Below are 24627 nucleotides of genomic sequence, written 5' to 3'. Positions count from 1 at the left end.
TTGACGCGCCCGCCAAAGCCGCGCTTGATGCGGCCATGACCTATGAGCTTCTTATCGGGCAAAAGTCCTATTCCAGCTGGTCCCTTCGGGGATGGCTGTCCTTCGCGCCCTTCGACATTCCGGTGAATGTCCAATCGGCCGTCATCTACAGCGACACGTTCTACGACGATGTCGCGGCCTTCGGCGCCCACCGCACCGTCCCTGCCGTGCGCACGCCTGCGGGCGGGATGCTGACCGATACCATCGCAATCGCCTGGCATCTGGCGGACGCCTTCCCGGACAAGCGCCTTTTGCCGTCCGATCCCGTCGCGCGCGCCGAGGCCCAAAGCGCGATTGCGGAGATGCATTCCGGCTTCACCGCCCTGCGGTCCGCCTGCCCGATGAACCTGCGCACGGCCTGGGCCGGGTTCCAACCCTCCGACGCCGTCCTCGCCGATATCGCGCGGGTGGAAGCGATCTGGTCCAACGCCCTGGCGCGGTCCGGCGGGCCGTTCCTCCACGGCGATTTCACGCTGACCGATGCCTTCTTCGCGCCCGTCGTCACGCGCCTTCTGACCTATCAATTGCCGATGTCCGACATGGCCACTGCCTATGCCCGCGCGGTCACGACCCATCCGGCCTTTACGTCCTGGCGGGAGGAGGGGCTGGCCGAGGACGCGGAAGTGTCTAACTACGACATGGCCCCGCTGGAGCGCATCCCGTTTCCGACGCTGTGAACCGGAAAAACTGCCGCGATCCCGTTAACCCTTCGCTAACCATGTCGCGGCTAGGGTCGCGGCATGTTCGAAGCCGCAAGTCCCGAAGCCCTGTCCCTGACCCACACCGTCGCCTTCGAGGGGTTGGAGGCGCGACGGGTTGAGGTGCAATGCGCCGTCACCGCAGGATTGCCCGGATTCGCCATCGTCGGCCTGCCCGACAAGGCCGTGAGCGAGGCGCGCGAACGGGTGCGCACCGCGCTGCAGGCGATGGCCATCGCCCTGCCGTCGCGGCGGATTACCGTGAACCTCTCCCCCGCCGACCTGCCCAAGGAGGGCTCGCATTTCGATCTGCCCATTGCGCTGGCTCTGCTGGCGGCGCTCGGCATCTTGCCCAAGGAACGGGTGGAGGCGTCCCTGTCCCTGGGGGAGCTTTCGCTCAACGGACGCCTGGTGCCGGTCCTGGGCGCCTTGCCCGCCGCGCTGGCCGCCGGGGAAGACGGGCGCGCCCTGATGTGCCCCAGCGGTTGCGGGGCGGAGGCGGCTTGGGTCGGCGCCACACCGGTTTTCGCCGCCACGTCCCTCGCCGAACTGGTCGCCCATTTCACTGACCGCGCGCCGTTGGAGCCCGCCAAACCCGGGGAGGTCGTGGGCGATCCAACGACCAAATGCATGTCGGAAGTGCGGGGTCAGGAACGCGCGAAACGGGCGCTCGAAATCGCCGCCGCCGGTCGGCATCACCTGCTCATGGTGGGCTCACCGGGATCGGGCAAAAGCATGCTGGCCGCCCGCCTGCCCGGCATCCTGCCCCCGCTCAGCCCGGCGGAGGCGCTGGACACCTCCATGATCCACTCCCTCTCCGGCCTGCTGAACGAAGGCGGCATCTCGCGTGTCCGCCCCTACCGTGCGCCACACCACACCGCCTCCATGGCCGCGATTGTCGGCGGTGGGCGCGGTGCCAAACCGGGAGAGATCAGCCTCGCCCATAACGGGGTCCTCTTCCTCGACGAGTTCCCTGAATACCCCCGGGCCGTGCTGGAAACCCTGCGTCAACCGATTGAGACCGGCGATGTCGTCGTCGCCCGCGCCAATGCCCATGTCACCTATCCGTGTCGCTTCCTGTTGATCGCCGCCGCCAATCCCTGCCGCTGCGGCAACCTCTATGACGCCAGCGCCGCCTGTTCCCGCGCGCCCATCTGTGGGGAGGATTACATCGGCAAGATTTCCGGCCCCCTGATGGATCGCTTCGACCTGCGCCTTGAGGTTCCGCCCGTGGCCTATGCCGACCTCGACCTGCCCGCGGATGGAGAGACGAGCGTCGTCATCGCCGCCCGTGTCGCGGAGGCCCGGCGCGTTCAGGCCGATCGCTTCGCCTCCCTCGGCGCACCCGCTCTTGTCAATGCCGATGTGGAAGGCGCGCTTCTGGACCAGATCGCGACACCGGATGCAGCGGGCAAAGAATTGCTCCTCAAAGCAGCGGAGAAATTCAACCTGACTGCGCGGGGCTATCACAGGGTCCTGCGCCTGGCGCGCACGATTGCCGATCTGGACGGTGCCGCGTCGGTCGGGCAGCCCCATATCGCGGAGGCGATCGGCTATCGCCTAATCGGTGCGCGCAACGGCTAGGCAGCGTCTTGCGAAGTCGCCGGCCCGGGCCAGAGCATCCCGCGCCTCGGGCAGCACATTGCCGAAGACCTGCCAGGCATGGGGCGTGTTCGGCCAGCATTGCATCTCCACCTCGCCCCCTGCATCGCGCAAGACCTTGGCCATCCGCGTCGCATCATCGCGCACGATCTCCGTTTCCGAATACTGGATCAGCGTCGGCGCGGGGTCGGTGAACGCCGCGAAGAGCGGGGAGACGCGGGCGTCGCTCAGATCTGCGTCCCCCGCCGCGAAGAACAGAAGATCCGGCAAGCGTTCTGCGGGCAATAACGGATCGCGGCGCGCGTTTTCAACCATAGACGCACCCGATCCGGTCAGGTCCGTCCACGGGCTGAACGCGATGCACCCGGCCGGGCGCTGCCCCGCCTGCCCCAGCTCCGCCATCAACGACAGGGCCATGCCTCCGCCCGCGCTGTCACCGGCCAGAAGGATGTGCTCCGCCTTCGTCCCGCCCCCAATCAGCGCCTCCCACGCTGCGCGGGCATCGTCCTGCGCCGCGGGCAAGGGCGCATCCGGGCCAAGCCGGTATTCCGGCACGACGATCCGGCACCCGCTGTCGCGCGCAAGCTGCCGTGTCAGCGCCCGGTGGGACATGGCCGACCCGGCAATGAATCCGCCGCCGTGGAAATAAAGGATCGTCCCCTCCGCGCTGTGTTCCGGCTCGATGATCGACACCGGTGGGTTGCCGGGCATCTCCGCCTCGCGCAATCCCCGCCCGCGCCCGCCGCAAAACCAACCGACCCACTCGAAATCTCCCCTCTGCGCGCCCGGTGTCTTGACCGTCCGCAGGCGCGGTTTGCCGATCATCCGGCAGCCAAGGTTCAGGATCGCGAGGCGCAGGCTCACGCGGCGGCGGCCCTGCGCTCGATCGCCTCCCAGATCCGGGCCGCGATATTGACCCCGTCGAACCGCTCCAATTCCTGGATACCGGTGGGGGAGGTGACGTTGATCTCCGTTAACCAGCCGCCGATCACGTCGATCCCGACAAAGACCTGCCCCATCTCCTTCAGACGCGGGCCGATGATGGCGCAGATCTCCCGCTCCCGCTCCGTCAGCTCGGTCGCCTCCGGCCGCCCGCCCACATGCATGTTCGACCGCGTTTCTCCCTTCGCGGGCACGCGGTTGATGCCGCCCACCGGCTCCCCATCGACCAGAATCACGCGCTTGTCGCCCGCCGAGACGTCTGGCAGGAATTTTTGCATGATCAGCGGCTCGCGGTTGATGCCGGTGAATAGCTCATGGAGCGAATTGAGGTTGCGATCGTCCGGCGTCAGGCGAAACACCCCCGCCCCGCCATTGCCGTAAAGCGGTTTCAGGATCACGTCGCCATGGTCGGCCTTGAACGCTTTCAGCATCTCGAGGTCGCGGGCGATCATCGTGGGTGGCGTCAGGTCGGGGTAATCCAGAACCATCAGCTTTTCGGGCACGTTTCGCACCCAGAACGGGTCGTTGACCACGAGTGTCTGGCCCTTCAGGCGGTCCAGCAGATGCGTCGTCGTGATGTAACCCATGTCAAACGGAGGGTCCTGCCGCAGCCAGATCACGTCCACCTCCGCAAGATCGACCATCTTCGGCGCACCGGCGATCACGTGGTTGCCGCGCTCGCGCTGCACCTTGACGGGCCGCGCCCGTGCGATCACCCGATCTTCGCGGTAGGCTAGGTCGGATGGAGTGTAGACCAGCAGATCATGCCCGCGCGCCTGCGCCTCTTCCGCCAGCCGGAACGAGGAATCGGCGTCGATATCGACATCCTCGATCGGGTCCATTTGAAACGCCACCAGCATCGCCGCCCTCCGAATTACCGCTCAGCCCGTCTTACTTGGCGTGGCGCAGGTCCGGGTGCAATGGGGATCAGGCGACTAGCGCATTGGGAATGACCGCGATCTTGCCTTGCCCGTCGACAAGCGCCACGTCGAACCGCATCGGTGTCATCGCGCCTTTCGGGAAAGTGCCAAGGCAATGTTCCGCACTTTGCAGCAACCGCCTGATCTGGCGTTTCGTCAGGCTTTGCGCCGCCTGGTCATGGCTGCGGGAAGATTTGACTTCGACGAACACGACCTCCCCATCCCGATCAAGGACAAGGTCGATTTCGCCCGCCGGTCCACGCCAACGCCGCGCGACAAGCCGATGCCCGTGCGCGATATAGGCGCGCAAGACTATGTCCTCCGCCGCCTTTCCCGATTGATAGGCGCGAAGCCCCGTCAGCCGTCGTTTTTCAGGCGAAGCCCCATCTGGTAGACGTCTCTTTTCGGCAGGCCCATCGCGTCGGCCACTTGCGTCGAGGCCGCCTTCAGAGGCATGTCCGCCATCGCCGCGCGCAGGGCCGCTTCCACGTCGTCCGCATCGGGTGCCGTGGCCGTCGCCCGGCTGATCAACAGGACGATTTCGCCCTTCAACACCCGGTCCGAGATCGCGTCGCGGACCGTTCCACAGGGCCCGCGCAGAACCTCCTCGAAGCGTTTGGTCAATTCGCGGCACAGCGCCACCTCCCGATCACTGCCCAAGATCTCGCACAATTCATCTAACAATCGGTGAACGCGTTTCGGGCTCTCATAAAGGACAATTGTGGCGGCGGCGGCGTCGAGGTCCCGGAGCCATGTTTTGCGCCGCCCGGCCTGGGACGGGGGAAATCCCGCGAACAGGAAGCGATCCGTAGCCAGGCCCGAAACCGTAAGTGCCGCCAGGACGGCGGACGCGCCGGGCGCGGAAAAGACGCGGTGATCAGCCTCGATCGCCGCGCGCCCCAGCTGGTATCCCGGATCGGCCACCAACGGCGTCCCGGCCTCCGACACGTAGGCGACGGATTTACCCTCCTCGAGGGCGGCCAGGATACGCGGGCGCGCCTCCGCCCCGTTGTGGTCGTGGTAGGGAATCATCACGCGTTGCCCCACGGCGATGCCGTGGATTTCCATCAGCTTCCGTGCGGTCCGCGTGTCCTCCGCCGCGATCACGTCGGCCCCGGCCAGAACATCGAGCGCCCGCAAGGTGATGTCCCTTGCCGATCCGATCGGGGTGGCGACGAAGTGCAGACCTGGCGCGATGCGAACCGGTGCGCTCATGCGCGTTCTACCGCCGCTGCACACGGGTTCGTGAAGCAAGTGCTTGCGTCACGGGGCCAACCTGGTCCATGTGCGGGTTCGGGGGAAGTCCTTGCACGGACATGACGTTTACTTGATCTGCGGATCACCGTAGCCTGCATCTGCGGGTCTCCCGCCACGTAAAGGTCTAACGCGCCTCAAGGGGGGGCACACTGCTTATGGTTTCCGGTTTCTTTGGTCTTCGCAACCCGTTGCGCATCCTTGTGGCCCTTCTGATGACGTTGGTTCTGACGGCGTGTCAGATCGGCGGCGGCCCGATCGGCCTGAACGGTCCGCGCATTTCGGGGCAGACGGTTCAGGTGGCGATGCTTCTGCCGATCAGTGGCGAGGGCGGCGATGCGCTTGTGGCACGCAGCCTTGAGAATTCCGCGCGCCTTGCCGCCGCCGACGTGGCGAATTCCGCGACCATCGAGATCACGGTCTACGACACTGCCGGGGATGCCGCGACCGCCGCGGCCCGCGCGCAGGAGGCCGTGTCGGCGGGCGCGGACGTGATCGTCGGCCCGTTGCGCTCCGACGCGGCCGCAGCCGTGGGCGTTGCCGTGGCCAATTCGAACATCGCCGTGCTCAGCTTCTCCAACAATACGGAGATCGCGGGCGGCAACGTGCTGGTCCTGGGTTACACCTTCGCCAACACCGCCAACCGCATCATCAGCTATTCGGCACGCCAGGGGCGTGGCAACATCGTGCTTGTCCACGCCTCCAACCTCGCCGGTGAAGTCGCGCGCGACGCCGTGCGCACCGCCGCCTCCCGCTCGGGCGCCACGATTTCCGCGACGATCCCCTATGAGTTCAGCCAGGTCGGCGTGGTCAATGTCGTCCCGCAGGTCACCAGCGCTGTGCGCAACAACGGGGCCAACGCGGTGATGCTGACCTCCGACAGTGCCGGGGCCCTGCCGCTTTTCGCGCAATTGCTGCCCGAGAACGGCCTGAACACCGCCAGCGTGCAGATGATGGGCCTGACCCGGTGGGATATCCCGCCCGCCACGCTCGAATTCTCCGGGCTCCAGGGCGGCTGGTTCGCGATGCCCGATTCCGGTGCCGCCGCCGCATTCAACGCGCGATACGCGGCCACCAACGGCGGTGCGCCGCATGCCCTTGGCAGCCTTGGCTACGATGCCATCCGTGCCGTGGCCCAGACCGCGGGATCGGGCCGGATGGGGGCCGGTGATCTGGTCGCCACCGGGCAGATCGATGGGGCCGGCGGTGCGTTCCGCTTCCTTGCCGACGGGACAATCGAACGGGCCTTGGCGATTGCCGAGATCGTCAACCAGCAGGTGAGCATCATTGACCCCGCCCCAAGACGTCTCGGCGGTGCCGGTTTCTGACCGGCCCAGGAACCCGAGCCTTTCCAACGCAACCGAACCGGGAACGCTACTGCTTCCGGCGGCGGAGTTTGCCGACCGCGCAGCACTCGCGGCCCGGGTGGATGACGCCTGCGCGGGTCTTGGCGATGCGGGTGCCATCCGCAACGCCGCCGTCGCCGAGCTGAACCGCGCGCAGGAGGCGGGGCGCGCCGCCCTTGCCGCCGCCTTCACCGACCACCCCCTCGCCGCGCGGCGGGCCACACGGTCCTACACGTTCCTCACCGACATGTTGGTGAAGGAGGTGTTGCGGGTGGCGGAAACCTATCTGCATCCCACCAATGTCCGCACCGACAGCGAACGCCTCGCCGTGATGGCGGTGGGCGGGTACGGCCGTGGAGAAATGGCGCCGTTTTCCGACGTCGATCTGTTGTTCCTCACCCCTTGGAAAGTGACGGGCAAGATCGAGAGCGTCATTGAAAGCATGCTCTACATGCTTTGGGACCTGCGCCTGAAAGTGGGCCATTCCAGCCGGACCGTAAAGGATTGCATGCGCCTGGGGCGGGAGGATTACACGATCCGCACCTCGCTTCTGGAAATGCGCCACCTGGCAGGGGATGAAAGCCTGGGCCAAGACCTGACCGACACTTTGCGCGCGCAATTGTTCGATGGGTCCACGGGCGAATTCGTCGAGGCCAAGCTGGAAGAACGCTCCAGCCGCCACAAGAAGCAGGGCGGTCAGCGGTATATGCTGGAGCCGAACGTCAAGGAAGGCAAAGGCGGCCTTCGCGATCTGCAAACGCTCTACTGGATCGCCAAATACGAACACGGCGTCACCCGCGCGGCAGAGCTTGTCGCGCTCGGCGTCTTTCGGCCCGAGGAATTCGCCAGCTTCGACGCCGCCGAACGGTTCCTCTGGGCGGTGCGCTGCCACCTCCACCTGATTGCCAACCGGGCGCAGGACATGCTCAGCTTCGACATGCAGGTGGAAGTCGCGGAACGCCTTGGCTACGCCGATCATTCCGGTCGTCGCGCGGTCGAGCATTTCATGCAGGACTACTTCCGCCACGCCACGCAGGTGGGCGAGCTGACCCGCATCTTCCTGACCGGGCTGGAGGCGCGCCACGTCAAGCAGGAGCCCGCGATCCTCGGCTTCCTGCGCGGCCGCACACGGCGCAAGAAGCTCAAGGATGGCTACGAGGTCATTCAGAACCGCCTGAATATCCGCGACCCCGAAACCTTCTTCGAGGATCCGCTGAACATTCTGCGCCTGTTCGAGGAGGGGTTGCGCACCGGCTACCTCATCCACCCCAACGCGATGCGGGAAATCTCGGCCCGGCTGGACCTGATCGACGACGATCTGCGCCGCGATCCGGAAGCCAACCGGATCTTTCTCGACCTGATGCTGAAACACGGCAATCCCGAACGGGGCCTTCGCCGGATGAACGAGCTTGGGGTCCTCGCGGCCTTCTTGCCGGAATTCGCACCCATCGTCGCGATGATGCAGTTCAACATGTATCACAGCTACACGGTCGACGAGCATACGATACAGGTCGTCTCCACCCTCGCCCAGATCGAGCGGGAGGAGTTGCTGGAGGAGCTTCCCCTCGTCTCCGGCATCCTCAAGCGCGGGGTCAATCGCAAGGTCCTGTTCGTGGCCTGCCTGCTCCACGATATCGGCAAGGGGCGGAACGAGGATCATTCAATCCTCGGGGCCCGCATGGCGCGGTCCATCTGCCCGCGCCTGGGCCTGAAACCTGCCGAATGCGAAACGGTCGAATGGCTGGTCCGCTATCACCTGCTGATGTCCGACATGGCGCAGAAGCGGGACATCGCCGACCCCCGCACCGTGCGCGACTTCGCAAAGGCGGTGAAAACGCGCGAGCGGCTGGATCTGCTGACCGTGCTGACCGTCTGCGACATCCGCGGCGTGGGGCCGAACACCTGGAACAACTGGAAGGCAACGCTTCTGCGCGGCCTGCACCGGACGACCGCCGCCGCTCTGGAAACGGGTTTGGAGGATCTTAACCGCGAACAGCTCGAAAGCGAGGCAAAGAAAGCCCTGCGTGCGGAGCTGTCCGATTGGTCGAAATCCGACATCAAGGCAGAGATCGACCGCCATTACGGCCCCTACTGGCAGGGCCTGGACCTCGGTACACAGGTCACGTTCGCCAAGATGGTGCAGGGTCTGGACGACGATGAAATCCGCATCGACACCAAGCAGGACGAAGATCGCGACGCCACGCGGGTCTGCTTCGCCCTCGTGGATCACCCCGGCATCTTCTGCCGCCTCGCCGGTGCGCTATCGCTTGTCGGGGCCAATGTCGTCGATGCGCGCACCTATACGTCAAAAGACGGCTATGCCACCGCCGTCTTCTGGGTGCAGGACCACGACGGACACCCCTATGAACGGGCGCGCCTGCCCCGCCTGCGCGGCATGATCCAGAAGACCCTCAAAGGCGAAGTGGTCACATCCGAGGCGATGGAGCGGCGCGACAAGATCAAGAAGCGCGAACGCCCTTTCGACGTGCCCACCACGATCACCTTCGACAATGAAGGCTCCGAGATATATACGATTATCGAGGTCGATACCCGCGACCGTCCCGGCCTGCTCTATGACCTGACCAAAACCTTCGCCGCCGCCAACGTCTATATCGCCAGCGCCGTGATCGCGACCTATGGTGTGCAGGTGGTCGATACCTTCTACGTCAAAGACATGTTCGGCTTGAAACTGCATTCCGAAAACCGCCGCGCCAGCCTTGAGCGCAAGCTGCGGGACGCCATCGCGCGTGTCGCGGAACGGGCGGGGGCCTGAGGCCATGGCCGCGCGCCCCATCCGTCTGATCCGGGGCTTTGCGACGGTCGGTATCTGGACCCTCGGCAGCCGGGTGATGGGATTCGTGCGCGACATCCTGATCGCGGCCTTCATGGGGGCGGGTCCAGTGGCCGAAGCGTTCCTGATCGCCTTCTCGCTGCCCAACATGTTCCGCCGCTTTTTCGCAGAGGGTGCGTTCAACACCGCCTTTGTGCCGCTCTTCTCCAAGAAACTGGAAAGCGGCGAAGGGGCGCGCGAATTCGCGCAAGATGCCTTCGCGGGATTGGCGTCGATCCTGATCCTCCTCACGCTTGTCGCGCAACTCATCATGCCGTGGCTGGTGCTGGCGATGGCGGGCGGTTTCGCGGGCGACGGACGGCTGGACCTGGCGGTGGAATACGGGCGCATCGCGTTCGTCTACATCCTGTTCATCTCGCTCGCCGCGCTCTTTTCCGGCGTGCTGAACGCCACGGGCCGTTTCGCGGCGGCGGCGGCGGCGCCGATCCTGCTCAACATCGTCCTCGTGGGTTCGATCCTGTGGGTGCAGATGACGACACCGGTGGGCAAGTTGACGACCCTGGCCGATCCCGCCGTGCCGTACGGACGCGCCTTGGCCTGGGGGGTGCCCCTAGCCGGGATCGCGCAGCTGGCACTGGTCTGGGTCGCGGCGGGTCGCGCGGGCTTCCCCCTGCGCCCACGCCTGCCACGGCTGACACCGGACATGAAGAAACTGGCCGTCATTGCCCTGCCCGCCATGCTGGCCGGTGGCGTGGTCCAGGTAAACCTGCTGGTGGGCCGCCAGGTCGCCAGCTTCTTCGACGGGGCGATCGCGTGGCTCAGCTATGCCGATCGCCTCTACCAGCTGCCCCTCGGTGTCGTGGGCATTGCCATCGGTGTCGTGCTTCTGCCGGACCTGTCGCGTCGCCTGCGCGCGGGGGACAGCGACGGGGGCCGCCACGCCTTCTCTCGCGCGGGCGAATTCGCGTTGGCCCTGACTTTGCCTGCGGCGGTGGCGCTTATCGTCATCCCCGTCCCGCTGGTCTCCGTCCTGTTTCAACGGGGGGCGTTCACCGCCGACGACACCGCTGCGACGGCCCTCGCGCTTGCAGTCTATGGCGTCGGGCTGCCTGCCTTCGTGCTGCAAAAGGTGCTTCAACCGCTCTATTTCGCGCGGGAGGACACACGCAGCCCGTTTCGCTTTGCCGTCGTGGCCATGGTCGTGAATGCCGTGGTGGCCATTGGCCTCGCGATGGTGATCGGCTTTCTGGGCGCCGCCATTGCCACCAGCGTCGCGGCCTGGGTCATGGTGGCGCTCCTGTCGCGCGGGCGGCGTGATCTGGGGGAGGTCGCGCAGTTCGACGACCGCTTCCGTACCCGCATCTGGCGCATGGTCGCGGCATCCCTCGCGATGGGGCTTGTTCTGATGGGGGGGGAGTTGATCCTCGGTCCGTTCCTGGGGGACCCGGCCCTGCGCTACCTTGCCCTGGCTCTTCTGGTCGCCCTTGGCATATTCAGCTATTTCGGGTTTGCACGCCTCTTCGGGGCGTTCCGCATGGCCGACATCGTATCCGCCATGCGCAAATCCTGATCCCTGTCAGAGGGGACTGAGCGTTCCGACATAGTAGATCGTGCTGCCGCTGTTCGTCTCGAAGTTCAGTTGCACCTGATCGCCGTTGAACCGCACGCGCAGGCAATCCTCTTCCTCCGTCGGGCGCAGCGTGCCGCCCTGCAACGACGCGATCCGCGTGCAGATCTGCCGCCCGCTCACCCGCCAGATCGCCCAATAGGCCTCCCCGTCCGCGACAAAGCGCGCCACGTTGCCGTCGCGAAACTCGACGACCATCGTAAAGCTGGACGAGGCGTCGGGGCTGCGGAATTCGTTGACCGTCAGCCGCTGGCCGGTGAACCGATCCAGGATCTCGTCGCGCGTCTGTCCGAAAGCCGGCGCCGTGATCGTCGCCACGGCAAGGGAAAGGGCCACGGCGCAAGTCTTGACTGTCATATTCTCGCTCCTGCTCTGTTGTTTTATAAGTCGTATCTGACCGCTCAGCGTTGCCGCATCCGGGCCAACATACGCCGCCATCCCCCCGGGCTCACCACGAAGGACAGCGAAAGCCCCGCGACGAAACCCGACAGATCGGCAACCACGGTCCCGAATTCCCCGTTGATCACCGCGAAGATCAACTGCACCGCCAGCAGCGCCCCGATCAGGGCGAATGCCCGCAACCTCCCCGTGCCCTCCGCATCCGCGCGCATCCACATCAGGAACGTGAACGCCCCGATCAGGCCGTAGACGCCGGGATAGCCGCCTATCAGCGGGAACTCGGCATCGAGGATTATCACGTAGCCCAATCCGCCGACGATGGCCGACACCCAGAAGACCGCGATGAAGGCCAGCGGCGAATAAACCTCCGCCACCATCTTGCCGAGCGCGAGGATGAAAACGACGACGAAACCGGCATGAATCAGGCTGCCGTGGATCAGGGGGTAGGTGATAAACCGCACCAGGTGCTGCGGCGGATAGCGTTGCACCTCCACCATCCAGGACCAGACCTGGTCCAGCACCGCGTAATCCTGCATCGCGGCCAGCCGCCAGCCGACCCCCGCCTGCCCCCCGATCAGCCCCGCCATGGCCGCCTGGAACATCAGCTCCAGCCCCAGGATCACGACGGCCAGCGCCACGACGACCGGCGGCAGGGTGTTGAACGGCGAGACGTTGTTGTTTTCCATGGCGGCCCGGCCCCTCGGTTGACGACCCTTTCCCCCGTGGGTAAGCGGTTGCGCGCGGCTTGGCCAGTGTGGCATCGGCGCAAAAGGAACCCGATCATGTCCGAGACCCAGTTCAAACCCCGCGTGTTTTCCGGCATCCAACCTTCGGGCGGCCTGACCCTCGGCAACTACCTCGGTGCGATCAAGCGGTTCGTGGAGATGCAGGACGCGGGCACGCACCAGACAGTCTATTGCATGGTCGATCTGCACGCGATCACCGCCAAGCTGCTGGACCCGGACGAATTGCGCAACAACACGCGGGAGCTGTGCGCGGGCTTCATCGCCTCCGGGATCGACCCGGAAAAGAGCATCCTCATCAACCAGTCCCAGGTGCCGGAACACGCGCAACTTGGGTGGATCTTCAATTGCGTGGCGCGCATGGGCTGGATGGGGCGCATGACCCAGTGGAAGGACAAGGCCGGCAAGAATGCGGAGGCCGCGTCGCTCGGCCTGTTTGCCTATCCCGCATTGATGGCCGCCGACATCCTGCTCTACCACGCCACTCATGTCCCCGTGGGCGATGACCAAAAGCAGCATCTTGAGCTGACGCGCGACATCGCCGCGAAGTTCAACCACGATTACGGCGTCGAATTCTTCCCCATCACCGAGCCGGTGATCGAAGGCGCGGCGACCCGCGTGATGAACCTTCAGGACGGCACGAAGAAAATGTCCAAATCCGATCCGTCCGACAAGACGCGGATCAACATGACCGACGACGCCGACGCGATTGCCAAGAAGATCAAGAAGGCCAAGACCGACCCCGACCCGCTGCCTGATAGTGTTGATGGCCTGTCGGAACGGCCCGATGCCCGCAACCTGGTGAACATCTACGCTGCCTTGGCCGACATCACACCGCAGGCTGTACTGGATCAACATGCCGGATCTCTGTTCGGCCATTTCAAGGTCGCCCTGGCGGATGTCGCGGTCGACAAGCTCTCTCCGATCTCGTCGGAGATGAGCCGCCTGATGGACGACCCGGCGGAGATCGACCGCATCCTGGGCCGCGGCGCCGAACGGGCGCGCGAAATCGCTGTCCCGATCCTCGAACGCACCTATGACATCGTCGGAATGCTGCGCAGCTAGGCCGCCGCACAGAACCCCTGCGCCCGCGCAGATTGGCGCGCATGCGCGCGCCATGGGATAAGGCCCCATCGTCAACGGAGCCTGCGCCCATGCCCTATACCGCCCCCGCCGGAACCCATGTCGGCCACGTTCACCTACGCGTGTCCGACCTCGACCGGTCCATCGCGTTCTACGAAGGTGTTCTCGGCTTCACGCTGAACGTGAAATACGCCGACAGCGCCGCGTTTCTGGGCGCGGGTGGCTATCATCATCACATCGGGCTGAATGTGTGGGACAGCGAGAACGCCAGCCCGCCGCCGCCGGGGCATACCGGGCTCTATCACAGCGCCTTCCTCTACCCCGACCGCGCGGCCCTGGTGGAGGTCATCAAGCGCGTTCAGAACGCGGGCATTCCCTTCGACGGGGCCGCCCATCACGGGGTCAGCACCGCCGTCTACCTGCGCGATCCGGACCAGAACGGGGTCGAGCTTTACGTCGATCTGCCCCGCGCGGAATGGCCCCGCGCTGCTGATGGTCACCTTGCGATGGTCAATACCCGCTTTTCCATTCCGGACTATGTGGCTGAAACCGAAGCACTTTTGGCCAACGGTGCCCTGAGTTGACGCAGGGTTTGTGCGCCCCTGCACAGAATGCTGCGGGGCATTAACTTTACATTCACATTTTTGTCGCTATCTTCCTCGATACTTCAGAAATCGACAGCACCAGAAATGGGGGGAACTGCATGTCCAGTCGTCTCACCTCTCGGTCGGATACGCCGACCGTTTCCACGACCGACCGCGTCAGTGATCGCGTCGCGGCGACCCAGACCACGTGCCGCATCAAGGCGGCCAAATCCGTGCGCTCGGACCACAAACCGATCCGCATTGCGCCCCGGCCCGCAAAGGCCATCGGCGCCACAATGTCCTATCAGCAGGGGTTCACCTCTGGACCCGGTGTCTGAATAGGCACTACCCTCCCCCCATCCGAACGGGGGAGGGCACGATGGCCACCGGCACCAATATCAAAACCTATTTCGACGGCGCCTGGCATGATGCGGATATCCCGGTCATGCGTGCGGGCGACCATGGCACGTGGCAGGCCACAACCGTCTTCGACGGCGCGCGCTACGTGAACGGCCTCGCCCCCGATCTGCGCGCCCATTGCGACCGTGTCGTGCGCTCCGCGAAGGCCCTGTCGCTCACGCCCGGCAAGACGGGGGAAGAGATTTTCGACATCGTGTGGGAGGGGCTGAAACGCTATCCCAAGGACACGCCGGTCTATGTCCGACCGAATTTCTTCGGCATCGACGGCGGCCATTACGGCATCGTCCCGGCGGAGGTGGAGGCCGGATTTTTCGTCTGCCTCGAAGAAGTCCCGATCGCCCCGGCGGAGGCCGCCTCACGCCTCGCCACCACCCGCTTTCACCGCCCGGTGCTGAACACTGCCGTGCTCGATGCCAAGGCGGGGTGCCTCTACCCCAACAACGCACGGATGCTGATGGAGGCGCGGTCCAAGGGCTACGACAACGCCCTTGTGACCGACGCACTCGGCAACGTGGCCGAAACGGCAACCGCCAACATCTTCATGGTCCGCGATGGAGAGGTCTTCACGCCCATGCCCAACGGCACGTTCCTCAACGGGATCACCCGCCAGCGGCACATCAAGAACCTGCGCGCCGACGGCTACACCGTGACGGAGGCCGTTCTGTCCTTCGACGATTTCCGCGCGGCGGACGAGGTGTTCATGTCCGGCAACCTCAACAAGGTCACGCCGGTGTTGGAGTTTGACGGCACCCATTACCAGCATGGCCCGGTGACCAAACGCGCCCGCACGCTCTATTGGGATTGGGCGGCATCAGCGGCTTGAGTCAATTCTGGATGCGTTAAAATTTGGTAAAGAAATTCTTTGGTTATCATTTAAATCAAAGACTTAACCCATGGTTGCACGCGTGCAACCAGCGCACCTACGCCATCTTCCGCTGGACAGCCTCGCCCCCCTCCGTCATCCTCCCCCATCGGGAAAGGGACCAATCCGATGCGCAAGTTTCTCGTCATTCTCGACGACACCCGCGAATGCCTGAACGCCATGCGCTTCGCCGCTATGCGCGCTCACAACACCGGTGGCGGGGTCGAAATCCTTTCGGTCATCCCGCCCGATGAATTCAATCACTGGATCGGCGTGGGCGAAGTGATGCGCGCCGAGGCGCGCGAACGGATCGAGGCGCATTTCAACGTGTTCGCCAAGTGGATGCAGGACAAACAGGACATCGAGCCGACCCTCGTGATCCGCGAAGGCGTGCCGGAGGAACAGATCCTCGCCCATATCGCGGAATCAGAGGAGATCGGGGTCCTGGTGCTCGGCGCCAATACCGGCAAGGGCGGACCGGGACCGTTGGTCACGGCCCTCACGAAACAGGCGGGCAACCTGCCGGTGCCCCTGACCATCGTGCCGGTGGAGTTGAGCAAGGAACAGCTTGAGGCCATCACCTAAAGTCGCACCGGCGTCCTCAGATCGGCCCGAAGGCAGCAACCGCCTTGGCCACTTTCCGATAGCCCGCCACGTTGGCCCCACGTTTGTAATCGGGGCGATCGCCGCCGCCAACCTCGTCGATGATCGTGCGGTGGATCGACTGCATGATCTCCTTCAGCGCCTCGTCGACATTGTCCGACGTCATGGACCGCCCGTGGGCATTCTGGGACATCTCAAGACCCGAAATCGCGACGCCGCCTGCATTGCTTGCCTTGCCCGGCGCATAGAGCACGTCCGAGGCCCCGACCTTCTCGGCGGCCTCCTTCGTCAACGGCATGTTGGCGCCCTCGGCGATCAAACCCACGCCCGCGTCGATTGCCGCGTCCACGTGGTCGCCGGACATCTCGTTCTGTGTGGCGCAGGGCAGCGCAATATCCGCCTCGACGCCCCACGGCACCGCGCCCTCGCGAAACGTCACGCCCTTGGGCAGGGAGACGGAGGCCAAGTCGCCCTCGGCATCCTTTTGAGTGCGCAGCCGCTCCAGCATTTCCAGGTCCAAGCCGTCTTCCGCCACCACCGTTCCGGACGTGTCAGACAAGGTGACAACCGTAGCGCCTTCGCAAATCGCCTTCTCCGCCGCGTGGACGGCGACGTTGCCCATGCCAGAGATGGCGATCCGCTGATCCTCCAACGCGCGGCCCTTTTGCCCCAACATGCACGACACGAAGTAGATGAGCCCGTATCCCGTGGCCTCCACCCGCATGGCGGAGCCGCCGAAGGCTTCCCCCTTGCCGGTCAGCGCGCCGTGAAACTGGCCGCGATGGCGCTTGTAGGCCCCGAAAAGGTAACCGATCTCGCGCGTTCCGACGCCGATGTCACCGGCCGGGATATCGTGATCCGGGCCGATATATTTCACCAATTCGGCCATGAAGGCATGGCAGAAGCGCATGATCTCCGTATCGCTGCATCCCTTGGGGTCGAAATCCGATCCGCCCTTGCCACCCCCCAGCGGCAGGCCCGTCAGCGCGTTCTTGAACACCTGCTCGAACCCGAGGAATTTCAGGACCGATGGCGTGACCGACGGGTGAAACCGGATGCCCCCCTTGTAGGGGCCGATCGCGTTGGAGGTTTGCACGCGCCAACCGCGATTGATCCGAACGGCACCGCTATCGTCCATCCAGGGCACCCGGAATTCGATGATCCGGTCGGGCACCGTCACTTGTGCCAGCACGCGCGCCGCGGCGTATCCCGCATCCGCCTTCTCCACGGTCAGCACATCCTCGGCCACGTCGCGGACCGCTTGCAGGAATTCCTCCTGTCCCGCGGCCCCCGCCGTCACCTCTTCCATGATTGTGTCCACAAGTTGCTGGCGATCGCTCATCTCGAATTCCGTCCTTCAGGTTCCCAAGACGGATCAACCCGGTGGCGGGCCAATCGTTCCGTGGGATGGCGTCTCCGCTCTTTAGAATGATTCCAGTTGGCTTGACTCCGCCCCGCCGCGACCGCATATCTGAGGGAACCAGTAAGGATATGCGCCCATGTTCATCCAGACCGAATCCACACCCAACCCCGCAACGCTGAAATTCCTGCCCGGCCAGACGGTGTTGGAGGCGGGCACAGCCGATTTTCCCTCGGCGGAGACGGCGGATAAATCCCCCCTCGCCACGCGCATCTTCGCGGTCGACGGCGTCACCGGCGTCTTTTTCGGCACCGATTTCGTGACCGTGACCAAGGCTGACGCGGTGGAATGGGATCACGTGAAACCCGCCATCCTTGGCGCGATCATGGAGCATTTCCAATCCGGCGCCCCGGTGATGGAAGGCGAAGCCGACGCCAACGGTGGCCATGCGGAACATAGCGGCGAGGACGGAGAGATCGTAGGCCAGATCAAGACGCTGCTCGATACCCGCGTGCGCCCTGCCGTGGCCCAGGATGGCGGCGACATCACGTTCCACGGGTTCGACCGCGGCGTTGTCTACCTGCATATGCAGGGCGCGTGCGCGGGATGCCCGTCATCCACGCTGACGCTCAAGATGGGCATCGAGAATCTGCTACGCCATTACATCCCCGAAGTGGTCGAGGTGCGCCCTGTCGCGGTCTGATACGCCCCCGATCACGGGCCGGTGCTATTGCGGGCGGACGCAGGTAAGCGCCACCGCCCGCCCGAGGACCGTTACCTATTGCCACTGCACCGATTGCCGCCGCCTGTCCGGCGCGCCGGTTGCGGCCTTTGCCTCGTTCGCCCCTCACCAAGTGACGTTCACCCCCTCCCGCGGCCCCCGCAAGAGCTTCGCCAAGGGGGTGAGCCGCTGGTTTTGCCCCGATTGCGGCACCGCGCTTTGCGCCACGTACGATTACCTGCCGGATCAGCTCTATGTTCCGATCGGGCTTCTGGACCAGGCCGCCGAGCTTGCCCCCGCCAGCCATAGCCACGCCGACAGCGCGCTGCCGTGGCTTCATATCGCCGACGACCTGCCGCGGGATTCCGCATCGGGACGCGACCGCCTGAAACGCTGATCCTGGCAATAGGTCGCCCCGAAGTCCGCGGCGGTGGGCGAAGGCGCCCCCGCGTCCGCTCCCCTTGCACCGCCAAAGGACTGGCTCTAACCCCTCCCCATGATCCTCGGCTTCGACACATCCGGCCCTTGGCTTGGCACGGCGCTTTACAGCGACGGCGATATCCGCGCGTCCCACTACGTCAATATGGCGAAAGGTCAGGCCGAACATCTCATGCCGTTGATCGAACGGACACTTGCGGATGCCGATGCAAGCCTCGCAGATCTCACCGCGATCGGGGTCGGCATCGGGCCGGGCAATTTCACCGGCATCCGCATCTCCGTCTCCGCCGCGCGGGGCCTTTCGCTGGCGCTTGGTGTGCCGGCCATCGGCGTTTCGGGGTTGGAGGCCTTGGCCTTCGATGCGCCGCAGCCGACATTGACGGTGCTAGCCGCCCCCCGCGACCAGCTTTACGTGCAACGCCATGGGGACGGGGTGGCAAAGGGGCCTGCCCTGATCGCACGGGACGACCTTCCATTATGGACAGTGCCAGGGATCACCCTGATCGGGCAGGATTCGCCCGTGTTGGAGGAAGAATTCGGCATCCCTCACGCCCCGGCGGCCTATGCCCCGGCGGCTGCCATCGCGCGGATCGCGGCGACGCGGATCGGCACCGAGCAGCCACGCCCGACCCCCTTATATCTCAAGCCCGCCGACGCGGCCCCGTCGCGCGAAACCGGGCCGAGATTGCTGTGACACCGGAGCAGATGGCGCAGTTACACGGGCGTTGTTTCGGCCGAGGCTGGAGCGTGGACGAAATGCGCGCGCTTCTTGATCAACCGACAACGCGCGCGGTTGTCGGCGAGACGGGGTTCGCTCTGCTGCAGATCATCGTGCCGGAGGCGGAGCTTCTGACGCTCGCCGTGGAGCCCGACCAACGTCGACACGGGTTGGGCCGAGCCCTGCTCCAACAAGCCATGCAGGACGCGGCCCGAAGCGGCGCGGACACGATCGTGTTGGAAGTCGACGCCGGAAACGCCCCTGCCCTCACCCTCTATGACAGTGAGGGGTTCCAGCGCATCGCCGTGCGGCAGGACTATTACCGCCACGCAGATGGCCGCCGCAGCGACGCGATCGTCATGTCGCGCGCCTTGAATCAGGGCACGTAGCGTCACCTTGCCGCCCTCCTAAGGCGAAACACAGGGGAATCGGCTTGACCCCCCGCGCACCCTTTGCCCTTATTCCCCATGAGGATTCCGCACCCCGTGCGGAGTTTCTGCGTTTGGGGACGCAGGCCGGCATAAGGCCAAGCGCCCCGCCACCAACCGGGAGACTACCCATGACCACAATGAAATCGCTTCTTGGCGCTGCCGCCGTACTCGCCATGTCCGCCGCGGGCGCGCTGGCCGACGGCCCCGCCATCATCTTCGATCTGGGCGGCAAGTTCGACCGTTCCTTCAACGAATCCGCCTTCAATGGTGCTGAGCGTTGGGCCGAGGAAACCGGCGGCACCTATCGCGAAATCGAGCTTCAGAACGACGCGCAGCGCGAACAGGCGATGCGCCGTCTGGCCGAGGCAGGCTCCAACCCCATCGTGATGGCGGGCTTCAGCCAGGCCTCCGCCCTGGAAGTGGTTGCGCCCGACTACCCCGACACCACCTTCGTCATCATCGACGGTGTCGTGGATGCCCCCAACGTGCAGTCGATCATCTTTTCCGAGCATGAAGGTTCCTACCTCGTCGGCATGATGGCCGCGATGGCGTCCGAGACGGGCACCGTGTCCTTCGTGGGCGGCATGGACATTCCGCTGATCTCTCGCTTTGCCTGCGGGTACGCCCAGGGCGCGGCGGCGGCCAACCCCGATGTCACCGTCATCGCCAATATGACCGGCACGACCCCTGCCGCCTGGAACGACCCGGTGCGTGGTGGTGAACTGACGCGCGGCCAGATCGGCCAAGGCTCTGACGTCGTCTTCGCAGCCGCGGGCGGCACCGGCCTTGGCGTGCTGCAAACCGCAGCCGATGAAGGCATCCTGTCGATCGGCGTGGACGCCAACCAGAACTACCTGCATCCCGGCATGGTCCTGACCTCCATGGTCAAGCGCGTGGACGTGGCGGTTTATGACAGCTTCTCCGCCGACACGATCGAACCCGGCATTTTTGTCTACGGCCTTGCCGAAGACGGCGTCGGCTACGCGATGGACGAGTTCAACGCCGAGCTTGTGACCGAAGAGATGATTGCGGCCGTCGACGCGGCACGCGAGCAGATCATCGCTGGCGACCTGTCGGTGCACAACTTCACCGACGATGGCTCTTGCCCGGTGGAAATGCAGTAAGGTCTTGGCCAGACTGTAACGAAACAGACGGGCCGCGCCTTCCTCAAGGTGCGGCCCGCTCCATATCCGGCCCGAGACCCAAGCAGAGACCGCGCCCATGACAGCCCCTGCCATCGAACTCAAAGGCATCTCCAAGGCCTTCGGCCCCGTGCAGGCCAACAAGGACATCTCACTTTCCGTCGCCAAGGGGGCGATCCACGGGATCGTGGGTGAAAATGGCGCGGGCAAGTCCACGCTGATGTCGATCCTCTACGGCTTCTACAAGGCCGATAAGGGCGAGATCTGGATCAACGGCAAGCAGACCCAAATCCCCGACAGCCAGGCCGCGATCCGCGCGGGCATCGGTATGGTCCACCAGCACTTCAAGCTGGTCGAGAATTTCACCGTTGTGGAAAACGTCATCCTCGGGGCAGAAGACGGCGCGATGCTGCGCCCCTCCATCTCCAAGGCGCGCAAGGTGCTGATTGATCTGGAGAAGGAATACGGGCTGGAGGTGAACCCCGATGCCATCGTCGAAGACCTCTCCGTCGGGCATCAGCAGCGGGTCGAAATCCTCAAGCAGCTCTACCGTGAAGCCGACATCCTGATCCTCGATGAACCCACGGGCGTTCTGACGCCGTCCGAGGCTGACCAGCTTTTCCGAATCCTCGGCCGGCTGAAGGAGGAAGGGAAGACGATCATACTCATCACCCACAAGCTGCGCGAGATCATGGATATCACCGATACCGTCTCGGTCATGCGCCGCGGTGAGATGACGGCGACGGTAAAGACGGCCGAGACCTCGCCCGCGCAGATCGCGGAGTTGATGGTGGGCCGCAAGGTCCTGCTGCAAGTCGACAAAACGCCGGCCACACCCGGCGAAGTGGTGCTTGACGTCCGGAACCTCCGCGTCGTCGATCCGACCGGGGTGGAGCGGGTGAAAAGCATTTCCTTCCAGATCCGCGCGGGCGAAATCCTGGGCATCGCGGGAGTGGCGGGCAATGGCCAGACCGAGCTGCTAGAAGTGCTTGGCGGCATGATCCCGGCCCAGGGCGGAACCGTGAAACTGCACGGGCAAGAGATCGACCTCACGGGCCGCGAAAGCGATGGTCAGTCCCGCCGGATGCGCGGCATCGGCCATGTGCCCGAGGATCGGCAGGTGGAGGGCCTCATCATGCCCTACGAGGCTTGGGAAAACGTGGCCTTCGGCTATCACCACGACCCGAAATACCAATCCGGCCCGCTGATGAACAACGCCGCGATCAAGGCCGATTGCGCCGAGAAGATGGAACGTTACGACGTCCGCCCCCCCAATCCGCGCCTGCCCGCCCGCAACTTCTCGGGCGGCAACCAGCAAAAGATCGTCGTCGCACGGGAGATGGACCGCCAGCCCGAGCTTCTGCTGATCGGCCAGCCGACGCGGGGCGTCGACATCGGCGCCATCGAATTCATCCACAAGCAGATCATCGCGCTGCGGGATGCGGGCAAGGCCGTGCTTCTGGTCTCGGTCGAACTCGACGAGATCATGGGCCTGTCCGACCGTATCGCCGTGATGTTCGATGGCGTCATTTCTGGTGAACGCCTGCCGTCTGAAACGAACGAGGGCGACCTCGGCCTGTTGATGGCCGGCGTGAACGAGACCAACGAAAAGGTGAGACCTCGAGGGGTGGTGGCTTGAACAGCTCAGAAAGCAGGAGTGAGCGGGAAATAGAACTCGAACAAAGTGTTGAGCGTTTAGAGAAGGAGCGTGCAAAAGTTTTGGAGCTGCTTGAGGCTATCAAGGAGGACTTGGACCGGCAGGCGGACGTAGCACATCACAGGGTTGCCGAGCTTGAGGCCGAACTCAAAGAAGCAAAGACTGCTTCCCGGCTCTTTATTCTACCACTTCTAGCAGGCGTATTGATTGCAATAGGAGGCGGGATTCTTGCCTCATTCCTCGGTTAGCGAAGTTGGAGCGGAAAGATGGCGATCGACACGCATTAGAATTAGAGAAGTTGCGACTGGAGGTAGAGAAATTGCGGTTGGAAATTCCGAAAATTCGAATGGAATCTCAGTTCTATCCGCTAGTCTTGGGTATCAGCGGAACTCTCGCTGTTGCCGCAGTAATCCGTCTTTTCCTGACATAGCTGACGAGTACATTTGATATGGACAAAATGCCGAAATGGGCCGACGTCCTGCTGATCCCGCTCATCAGCGTCGTCCTTGCGCTCTTTGCCTCGGGCCTCGTGGTCTATTTCGTGATCGGCGAAAACCCGTTCCGGGCGATGGCGATCATGGTCAACGGGGCGTTCGGCTCGGCCTATGGCTGGGGCTACACGCTGTTCTACACCACGAACTTCATCTTCACCGGGCTCGGCGTTGCCGTCGCTTTCCACGCGCGGCTCTTCAATATCGGGGGGGAGGGTCAAGCCTATGTCGCCGGGATCGGAGCGGCCATCGCCTGCCTGCTGATCCCGTGGCCGCATTGGACGCTCGCGCTTCTGGCCGTCACGATCCTGACGTCCCTTTTCGGCGCGGCCTGGGCCGCGATCCCCGCCTACCTGCAAGCCAAACGCGGAAGCCATATCGTGATCACGACGATCATGTTCAACTTCATCGCCGCCTCGCTGATGATTTACGTCTTGAACAACGTCTTCACGATCCCCGGCTCGGCTGAAACCGCCTCCGTCCGCTTCCCTGAGGCGACGCACCTGCCCAATGCAGGCGCCTTCGCGGGCTTCCTCGGCTTCCGCTCCTCGACGCCGCTCAATGTCAGTTTCTTCATTGCCCTGATGGCCGCCGTCGGTGTCTGGCTTTTGATCTGGCGCACCCGGCTTGGGTACGAGATCCGCGCCTTCGGCCATTCGGAGACAGCCGCCGTCTATGCAGGCATCAGTCCGGTCAAGATCACCATGATTGCCATGCTGATCTCTGGCGCGCTTTGCGGCATGATGGCCATCAACGCCGTGCAGGGCGAAAGTGAGCAGTTGCGGCTCGATTTCGTTGCGGGCGCGGGCTTTGTCGGCATCGCGGTGGCGCTGATGGGCCGATCCCATCCGGTGGGCGTCTGCTTTGCCGCGCTTCTCTTCGGGATGCTCTACCAGGGCGGGGCTGAGTTGGCGTTCGAGATGCCTGCCGTCAGCCGCGAGATGATCCTTGTCATCCAGGCGCTGGTGATCCTGTTCACCGGCGCGCTCGACAACATGGTGCGGATGCCGATGGAGAAGCTGTTCCTGTCGCTCCGGCGTGCGGCGCCGGCAACGGCGGCGGCACCCAACCCGAAACCGACACGCGCCGATCAATCGACGGCAGGAGACGGATGATGATCGACACGCTTCTGCCGTTCCTGCCTGCCTTCGCCGTTGCCTGGGGCATTCTTTTCGTCGGCGCATCCTCCCCCGGTCCCGCCGTCGCGATGCTCATGGGTCTCGCGCTCGGCCAGGGGCGCACCCCCGCGCTGATCGCGTGTCTCGGCATCGCGCTCGGCTCCGCCACGATCAATGTCCTCACCATCCTCGGCGTCGGCCTGTTCCTCAGCCAGGCAGCCTGGGCCATGATGCTGCTGAAACTGGCAGGCTCGGCCTACCTCGCGTATCTCGCCTATGGCGCCTTCAGGAAGGCGATCCACCCGCCAGAGATCGCTGCCCAGACTGTCGCGCGACAATCCTCGCCCGCGCTCTTCGCCAAGGGCTACTTGCTGCAAGTTACCAACCCAAAGGCGATCGCCTTCTGGCTTGCGATCGCGGCAATCGGCGCGACCGCGAATGCGCCGTTGTGGATCATCGCGCTGTTCGTCGCCTCCTGCGCGGTCCTCAGCTTTGCGTGCCACGCCGCGTGGGCCTTGGCCCTTTCTGCCACACCGGTCCGCGCCGCCTATCTCCGCGCGCGCCGCTACGTTGAAGGCGCGCTTGGCGCGTTCTTCGCCTTCGCCGCCTTCAAGCTTGCCACGTCGAGGATCTGAGCC

The 24627-nt window shown here is 64.6% G+C and carries 26 protein-coding genes; 19 read left to right on the top strand and 7 right to left on the bottom strand.

What is annotated here, in order from left to right:
• Nucleotides 1-35: 35 nt before the first annotated feature.
• Both KUW62_RS01675 and KUW62_RS01670 read left to right on the top strand, forming a co-directional pair.
• A complete protein-coding gene (locus KUW62_RS01675; protein WP_224813779.1) occupies nt 36-716 on the top strand; it encodes a glutathione S-transferase in 681 nt (226 codons plus the stop codon).
• A 63-nt stretch (nt 717-779) separates the two neighbouring features.
• A complete protein-coding gene (locus KUW62_RS01670) occupies nt 780-2321 on the top strand; it encodes a YifB family Mg chelatase-like AAA ATPase (RefSeq protein WP_224813778.1) in 1542 nt (513 codons plus the stop codon).
• On the opposite strand, the gene KUW62_RS01665 is transcribed toward KUW62_RS01670, so the two are convergent.
• The 4 genes from KUW62_RS01665 to rsmI form a co-directional block, all read right to left on the bottom strand.
• Nucleotides 2298-3203 (bottom strand): alpha/beta hydrolase, encoded by a 906-nt coding sequence (locus KUW62_RS01665; protein WP_224813777.1) that lies wholly within the window; start codon nt 3201-3203, stop codon nt 2298-2300. The genes KUW62_RS01670 and KUW62_RS01665 overlap by 24 nt on opposite strands.
• Nucleotides 3200-4141 carry a glutathione synthase gene (gshB, locus tag KUW62_RS01660; RefSeq protein ID WP_224813776.1) on the bottom strand — a complete coding sequence of 314 codons (942 nt, stop codon included), beginning with the start codon at nt 4139-4141 and terminating at the stop codon, nt 3200-3202. Before gshB ends, KUW62_RS01665 begins: the two co-directional genes overlap by 4 nt.
• Nucleotides 4142-4208: 67 nt before the next feature.
• Entirely contained in the window at nt 4209-4562 is a 354-nt protein-coding gene (locus tag KUW62_RS01655; protein WP_224817018.1) for a YraN family protein, read from the bottom strand.
• Complete coding sequence (gene rsmI, locus KUW62_RS01650; RefSeq protein ID WP_224813775.1) at nt 4559-5416, bottom strand: 16S rRNA (cytidine(1402)-2'-O)-methyltransferase; 858 nt, start codon at nt 5414-5416, stop codon at nt 4559-4561. The genes KUW62_RS01655 and rsmI overlap by 4 nt, the downstream gene beginning before the upstream one ends.
• Nucleotides 5417-5670: 254 nt before the next feature.
• Between rsmI and KUW62_RS01645 the strand changes: the two genes are divergently transcribed.
• The 3 genes from KUW62_RS01645 to murJ are packed head-to-tail and all read left to right on the top strand — an operon-like array spanning nt 5671 to nt 11162.
• Nucleotides 5671-6783, top strand: a complete 1113-nt coding sequence (locus KUW62_RS01645) for a penicillin-binding protein activator (RefSeq protein WP_224813774.1) — start codon at nt 5671-5673, stop codon at nt 6781-6783.
• A complete protein-coding gene (locus KUW62_RS01640) occupies nt 6743-9574 on the top strand; it encodes a [protein-PII] uridylyltransferase (protein ID WP_370632825.1) in 2832 nt (943 codons plus the stop codon). Before KUW62_RS01645 ends, KUW62_RS01640 begins: the two co-directional genes overlap by 41 nt.
• Nucleotides 9575-9578: 4 nt before the next feature.
• The gene (gene murJ / locus KUW62_RS01635) at nt 9579-11162 is read left to right on the top strand and encodes a murein biosynthesis integral membrane protein MurJ (RefSeq protein ID WP_224813772.1); all 1584 of its coding nucleotides are present in this window, start codon (nt 9579-9581) and stop codon (nt 11160-11162) included.
• Between the two features lie 6 nt (nt 11163-11168).
• Here murJ and KUW62_RS01630 read toward each other — a convergent pair whose 3' ends face one another.
• Nucleotides 11169-11576 (bottom strand): hypothetical protein, encoded by a 408-nt coding sequence (locus tag KUW62_RS01630; protein ID WP_224813771.1) that lies wholly within the window; start codon nt 11574-11576, stop codon nt 11169-11171.
• A 44-nt stretch (nt 11577-11620) separates the two neighbouring features.
• Nucleotides 11621-12304 carry a rhomboid family intramembrane serine protease gene (locus KUW62_RS01625; protein WP_224813770.1) on the bottom strand — a complete coding sequence of 228 codons (684 nt, stop codon included), beginning with the start codon at nt 12302-12304 and terminating at the stop codon, nt 11621-11623.
• Between the two features lie 96 nt (nt 12305-12400).
• On the opposite strand from KUW62_RS01625, the gene trpS reads away from it, so the two are divergent.
• The 5 genes from trpS to KUW62_RS01600 all read left to right on the top strand — a co-directional run bounded on the left by trpS (nt 12401) and on the right by KUW62_RS01600 (nt 15895).
• Nucleotides 12401-13426, top strand: coding sequence for a tryptophan--tRNA ligase (trpS, locus tag KUW62_RS01620; protein WP_224813769.1), 1026 nt, complete (start codon nt 12401-12403; stop codon nt 13424-13426).
• A gap of 89 nt (nt 13427-13515) precedes the next feature.
• Nucleotides 13516-14028 carry a VOC family protein gene (locus KUW62_RS01615; RefSeq protein ID WP_224813768.1) on the top strand — a complete coding sequence of 171 codons (513 nt, stop codon included), beginning with the start codon at nt 13516-13518 and terminating at the stop codon, nt 14026-14028.
• 119 nt (nt 14029-14147) lie between these two features.
• Nucleotides 14148-14366: a hypothetical protein gene (locus tag KUW62_RS01610; RefSeq protein WP_224813767.1), complete on the top strand. Its 219-nt coding sequence runs from the start codon at nt 14148-14150 to the stop codon at nt 14364-14366.
• A 41-nt stretch (nt 14367-14407) separates the two neighbouring features.
• A complete protein-coding gene (locus tag KUW62_RS01605; RefSeq protein ID WP_224813766.1) occupies nt 14408-15271 on the top strand; it encodes a branched-chain amino acid aminotransferase in 864 nt (287 codons plus the stop codon).
• Nucleotides 15272-15439: 168 nt separating this feature from the next.
• Nucleotides 15440-15895, top strand: coding sequence for a universal stress protein (locus KUW62_RS01600; protein ID WP_224813765.1), 456 nt, complete (start codon nt 15440-15442; stop codon nt 15893-15895).
• Nucleotides 15896-15911: 16 nt separating this feature from the next.
• Here the strand turns inward: KUW62_RS01600 and gdhA are convergent, their stop codons facing one another.
• On the bottom strand, nt 15912-17255 hold the full coding sequence (gene gdhA / locus KUW62_RS01595) for an NADP-specific glutamate dehydrogenase (protein WP_224813764.1): 1344 nt from the start codon (nt 17253-17255) through the stop codon (nt 15912-15914).
• Between the two features lie 157 nt (nt 17256-17412).
• Here gdhA and KUW62_RS01590 point away from each other — a divergent pair, with 157 nt between their 5' ends.
• The 9 genes from KUW62_RS01590 (at nt 17413) to KUW62_RS01550 (ending at nt 24624) form a co-directional block, all read left to right on the top strand.
• Nucleotides 17413-17976 (top strand): NifU family protein, encoded by a 564-nt coding sequence (locus KUW62_RS01590; RefSeq protein ID WP_224813763.1) that lies wholly within the window; start codon nt 17413-17415, stop codon nt 17974-17976.
• Nucleotides 17921-18391 (top strand): GFA family protein, encoded by a 471-nt coding sequence (locus KUW62_RS01585; RefSeq protein ID WP_370632915.1) that lies wholly within the window; start codon nt 17921-17923, stop codon nt 18389-18391. The genes KUW62_RS01590 and KUW62_RS01585 overlap by 56 nt, the downstream gene beginning before the upstream one ends.
• A gap of 99 nt (nt 18392-18490) precedes the next feature.
• Nucleotides 18491-19126 (top strand): tRNA (adenosine(37)-N6)-threonylcarbamoyltransferase complex dimerization subunit type 1 TsaB, encoded by a 636-nt coding sequence (gene tsaB, locus KUW62_RS01580; RefSeq protein WP_224813762.1) that lies wholly within the window; start codon nt 18491-18493, stop codon nt 19124-19126.
• Nucleotides 19127-19137: 11 nt separating this feature from the next.
• Nucleotides 19138-19539: a ribosomal protein S18-alanine N-acetyltransferase gene (gene rimI, locus KUW62_RS01575; RefSeq protein WP_370632824.1), complete on the top strand. Its 402-nt coding sequence runs from the start codon at nt 19138-19140 to the stop codon at nt 19537-19539.
• Nucleotides 19540-19709: 170 nt separating this feature from the next.
• Nucleotides 19710-20705 carry a BMP family protein gene (locus tag KUW62_RS01570; protein ID WP_224813760.1) on the top strand — a complete coding sequence of 332 codons (996 nt, stop codon included), beginning with the start codon at nt 19710-19712 and terminating at the stop codon, nt 20703-20705.
• Between the two features lie 97 nt (nt 20706-20802).
• Nucleotides 20803-22362 carry an ABC transporter ATP-binding protein gene (locus KUW62_RS01565; RefSeq protein WP_224813759.1) on the top strand — a complete coding sequence of 520 codons (1560 nt, stop codon included), beginning with the start codon at nt 20803-20805 and terminating at the stop codon, nt 22360-22362.
• Nucleotides 22359-22628: a hypothetical protein gene (locus tag KUW62_RS01560; protein ID WP_224813758.1), complete on the top strand. Its 270-nt coding sequence runs from the start codon at nt 22359-22361 to the stop codon at nt 22626-22628. The genes KUW62_RS01565 and KUW62_RS01560 overlap by 4 nt, the downstream gene beginning before the upstream one ends.
• A gap of 200 nt (nt 22629-22828) precedes the next feature.
• Nucleotides 22829-23986: an ABC transporter permease gene (locus KUW62_RS01555; protein ID WP_224813757.1), complete on the top strand. Its 1158-nt coding sequence runs from the start codon at nt 22829-22831 to the stop codon at nt 23984-23986.
• A complete protein-coding gene (locus KUW62_RS01550) occupies nt 23986-24624 on the top strand; it encodes a LysE family translocator (protein WP_224813756.1) in 639 nt (212 codons plus the stop codon). Before KUW62_RS01555 ends, KUW62_RS01550 begins: the two co-directional genes overlap by 1 nt.
• The last annotated feature ends 3 nt before the right edge of the window (nt 24625-24627 follow it).

This window comes from Hasllibacter sp. MH4015, from assembly GCF_020177575.1.
In the GTDB taxonomy this organism is placed as follows: domain Bacteria; phylum Pseudomonadota; class Alphaproteobacteria; order Rhodobacterales; family Rhodobacteraceae; genus Gymnodinialimonas.
The sequence above is the reverse complement of the archived record's forward strand: the minus strand, read 5'-3'. Positions and strand labels throughout refer to the sequence as shown.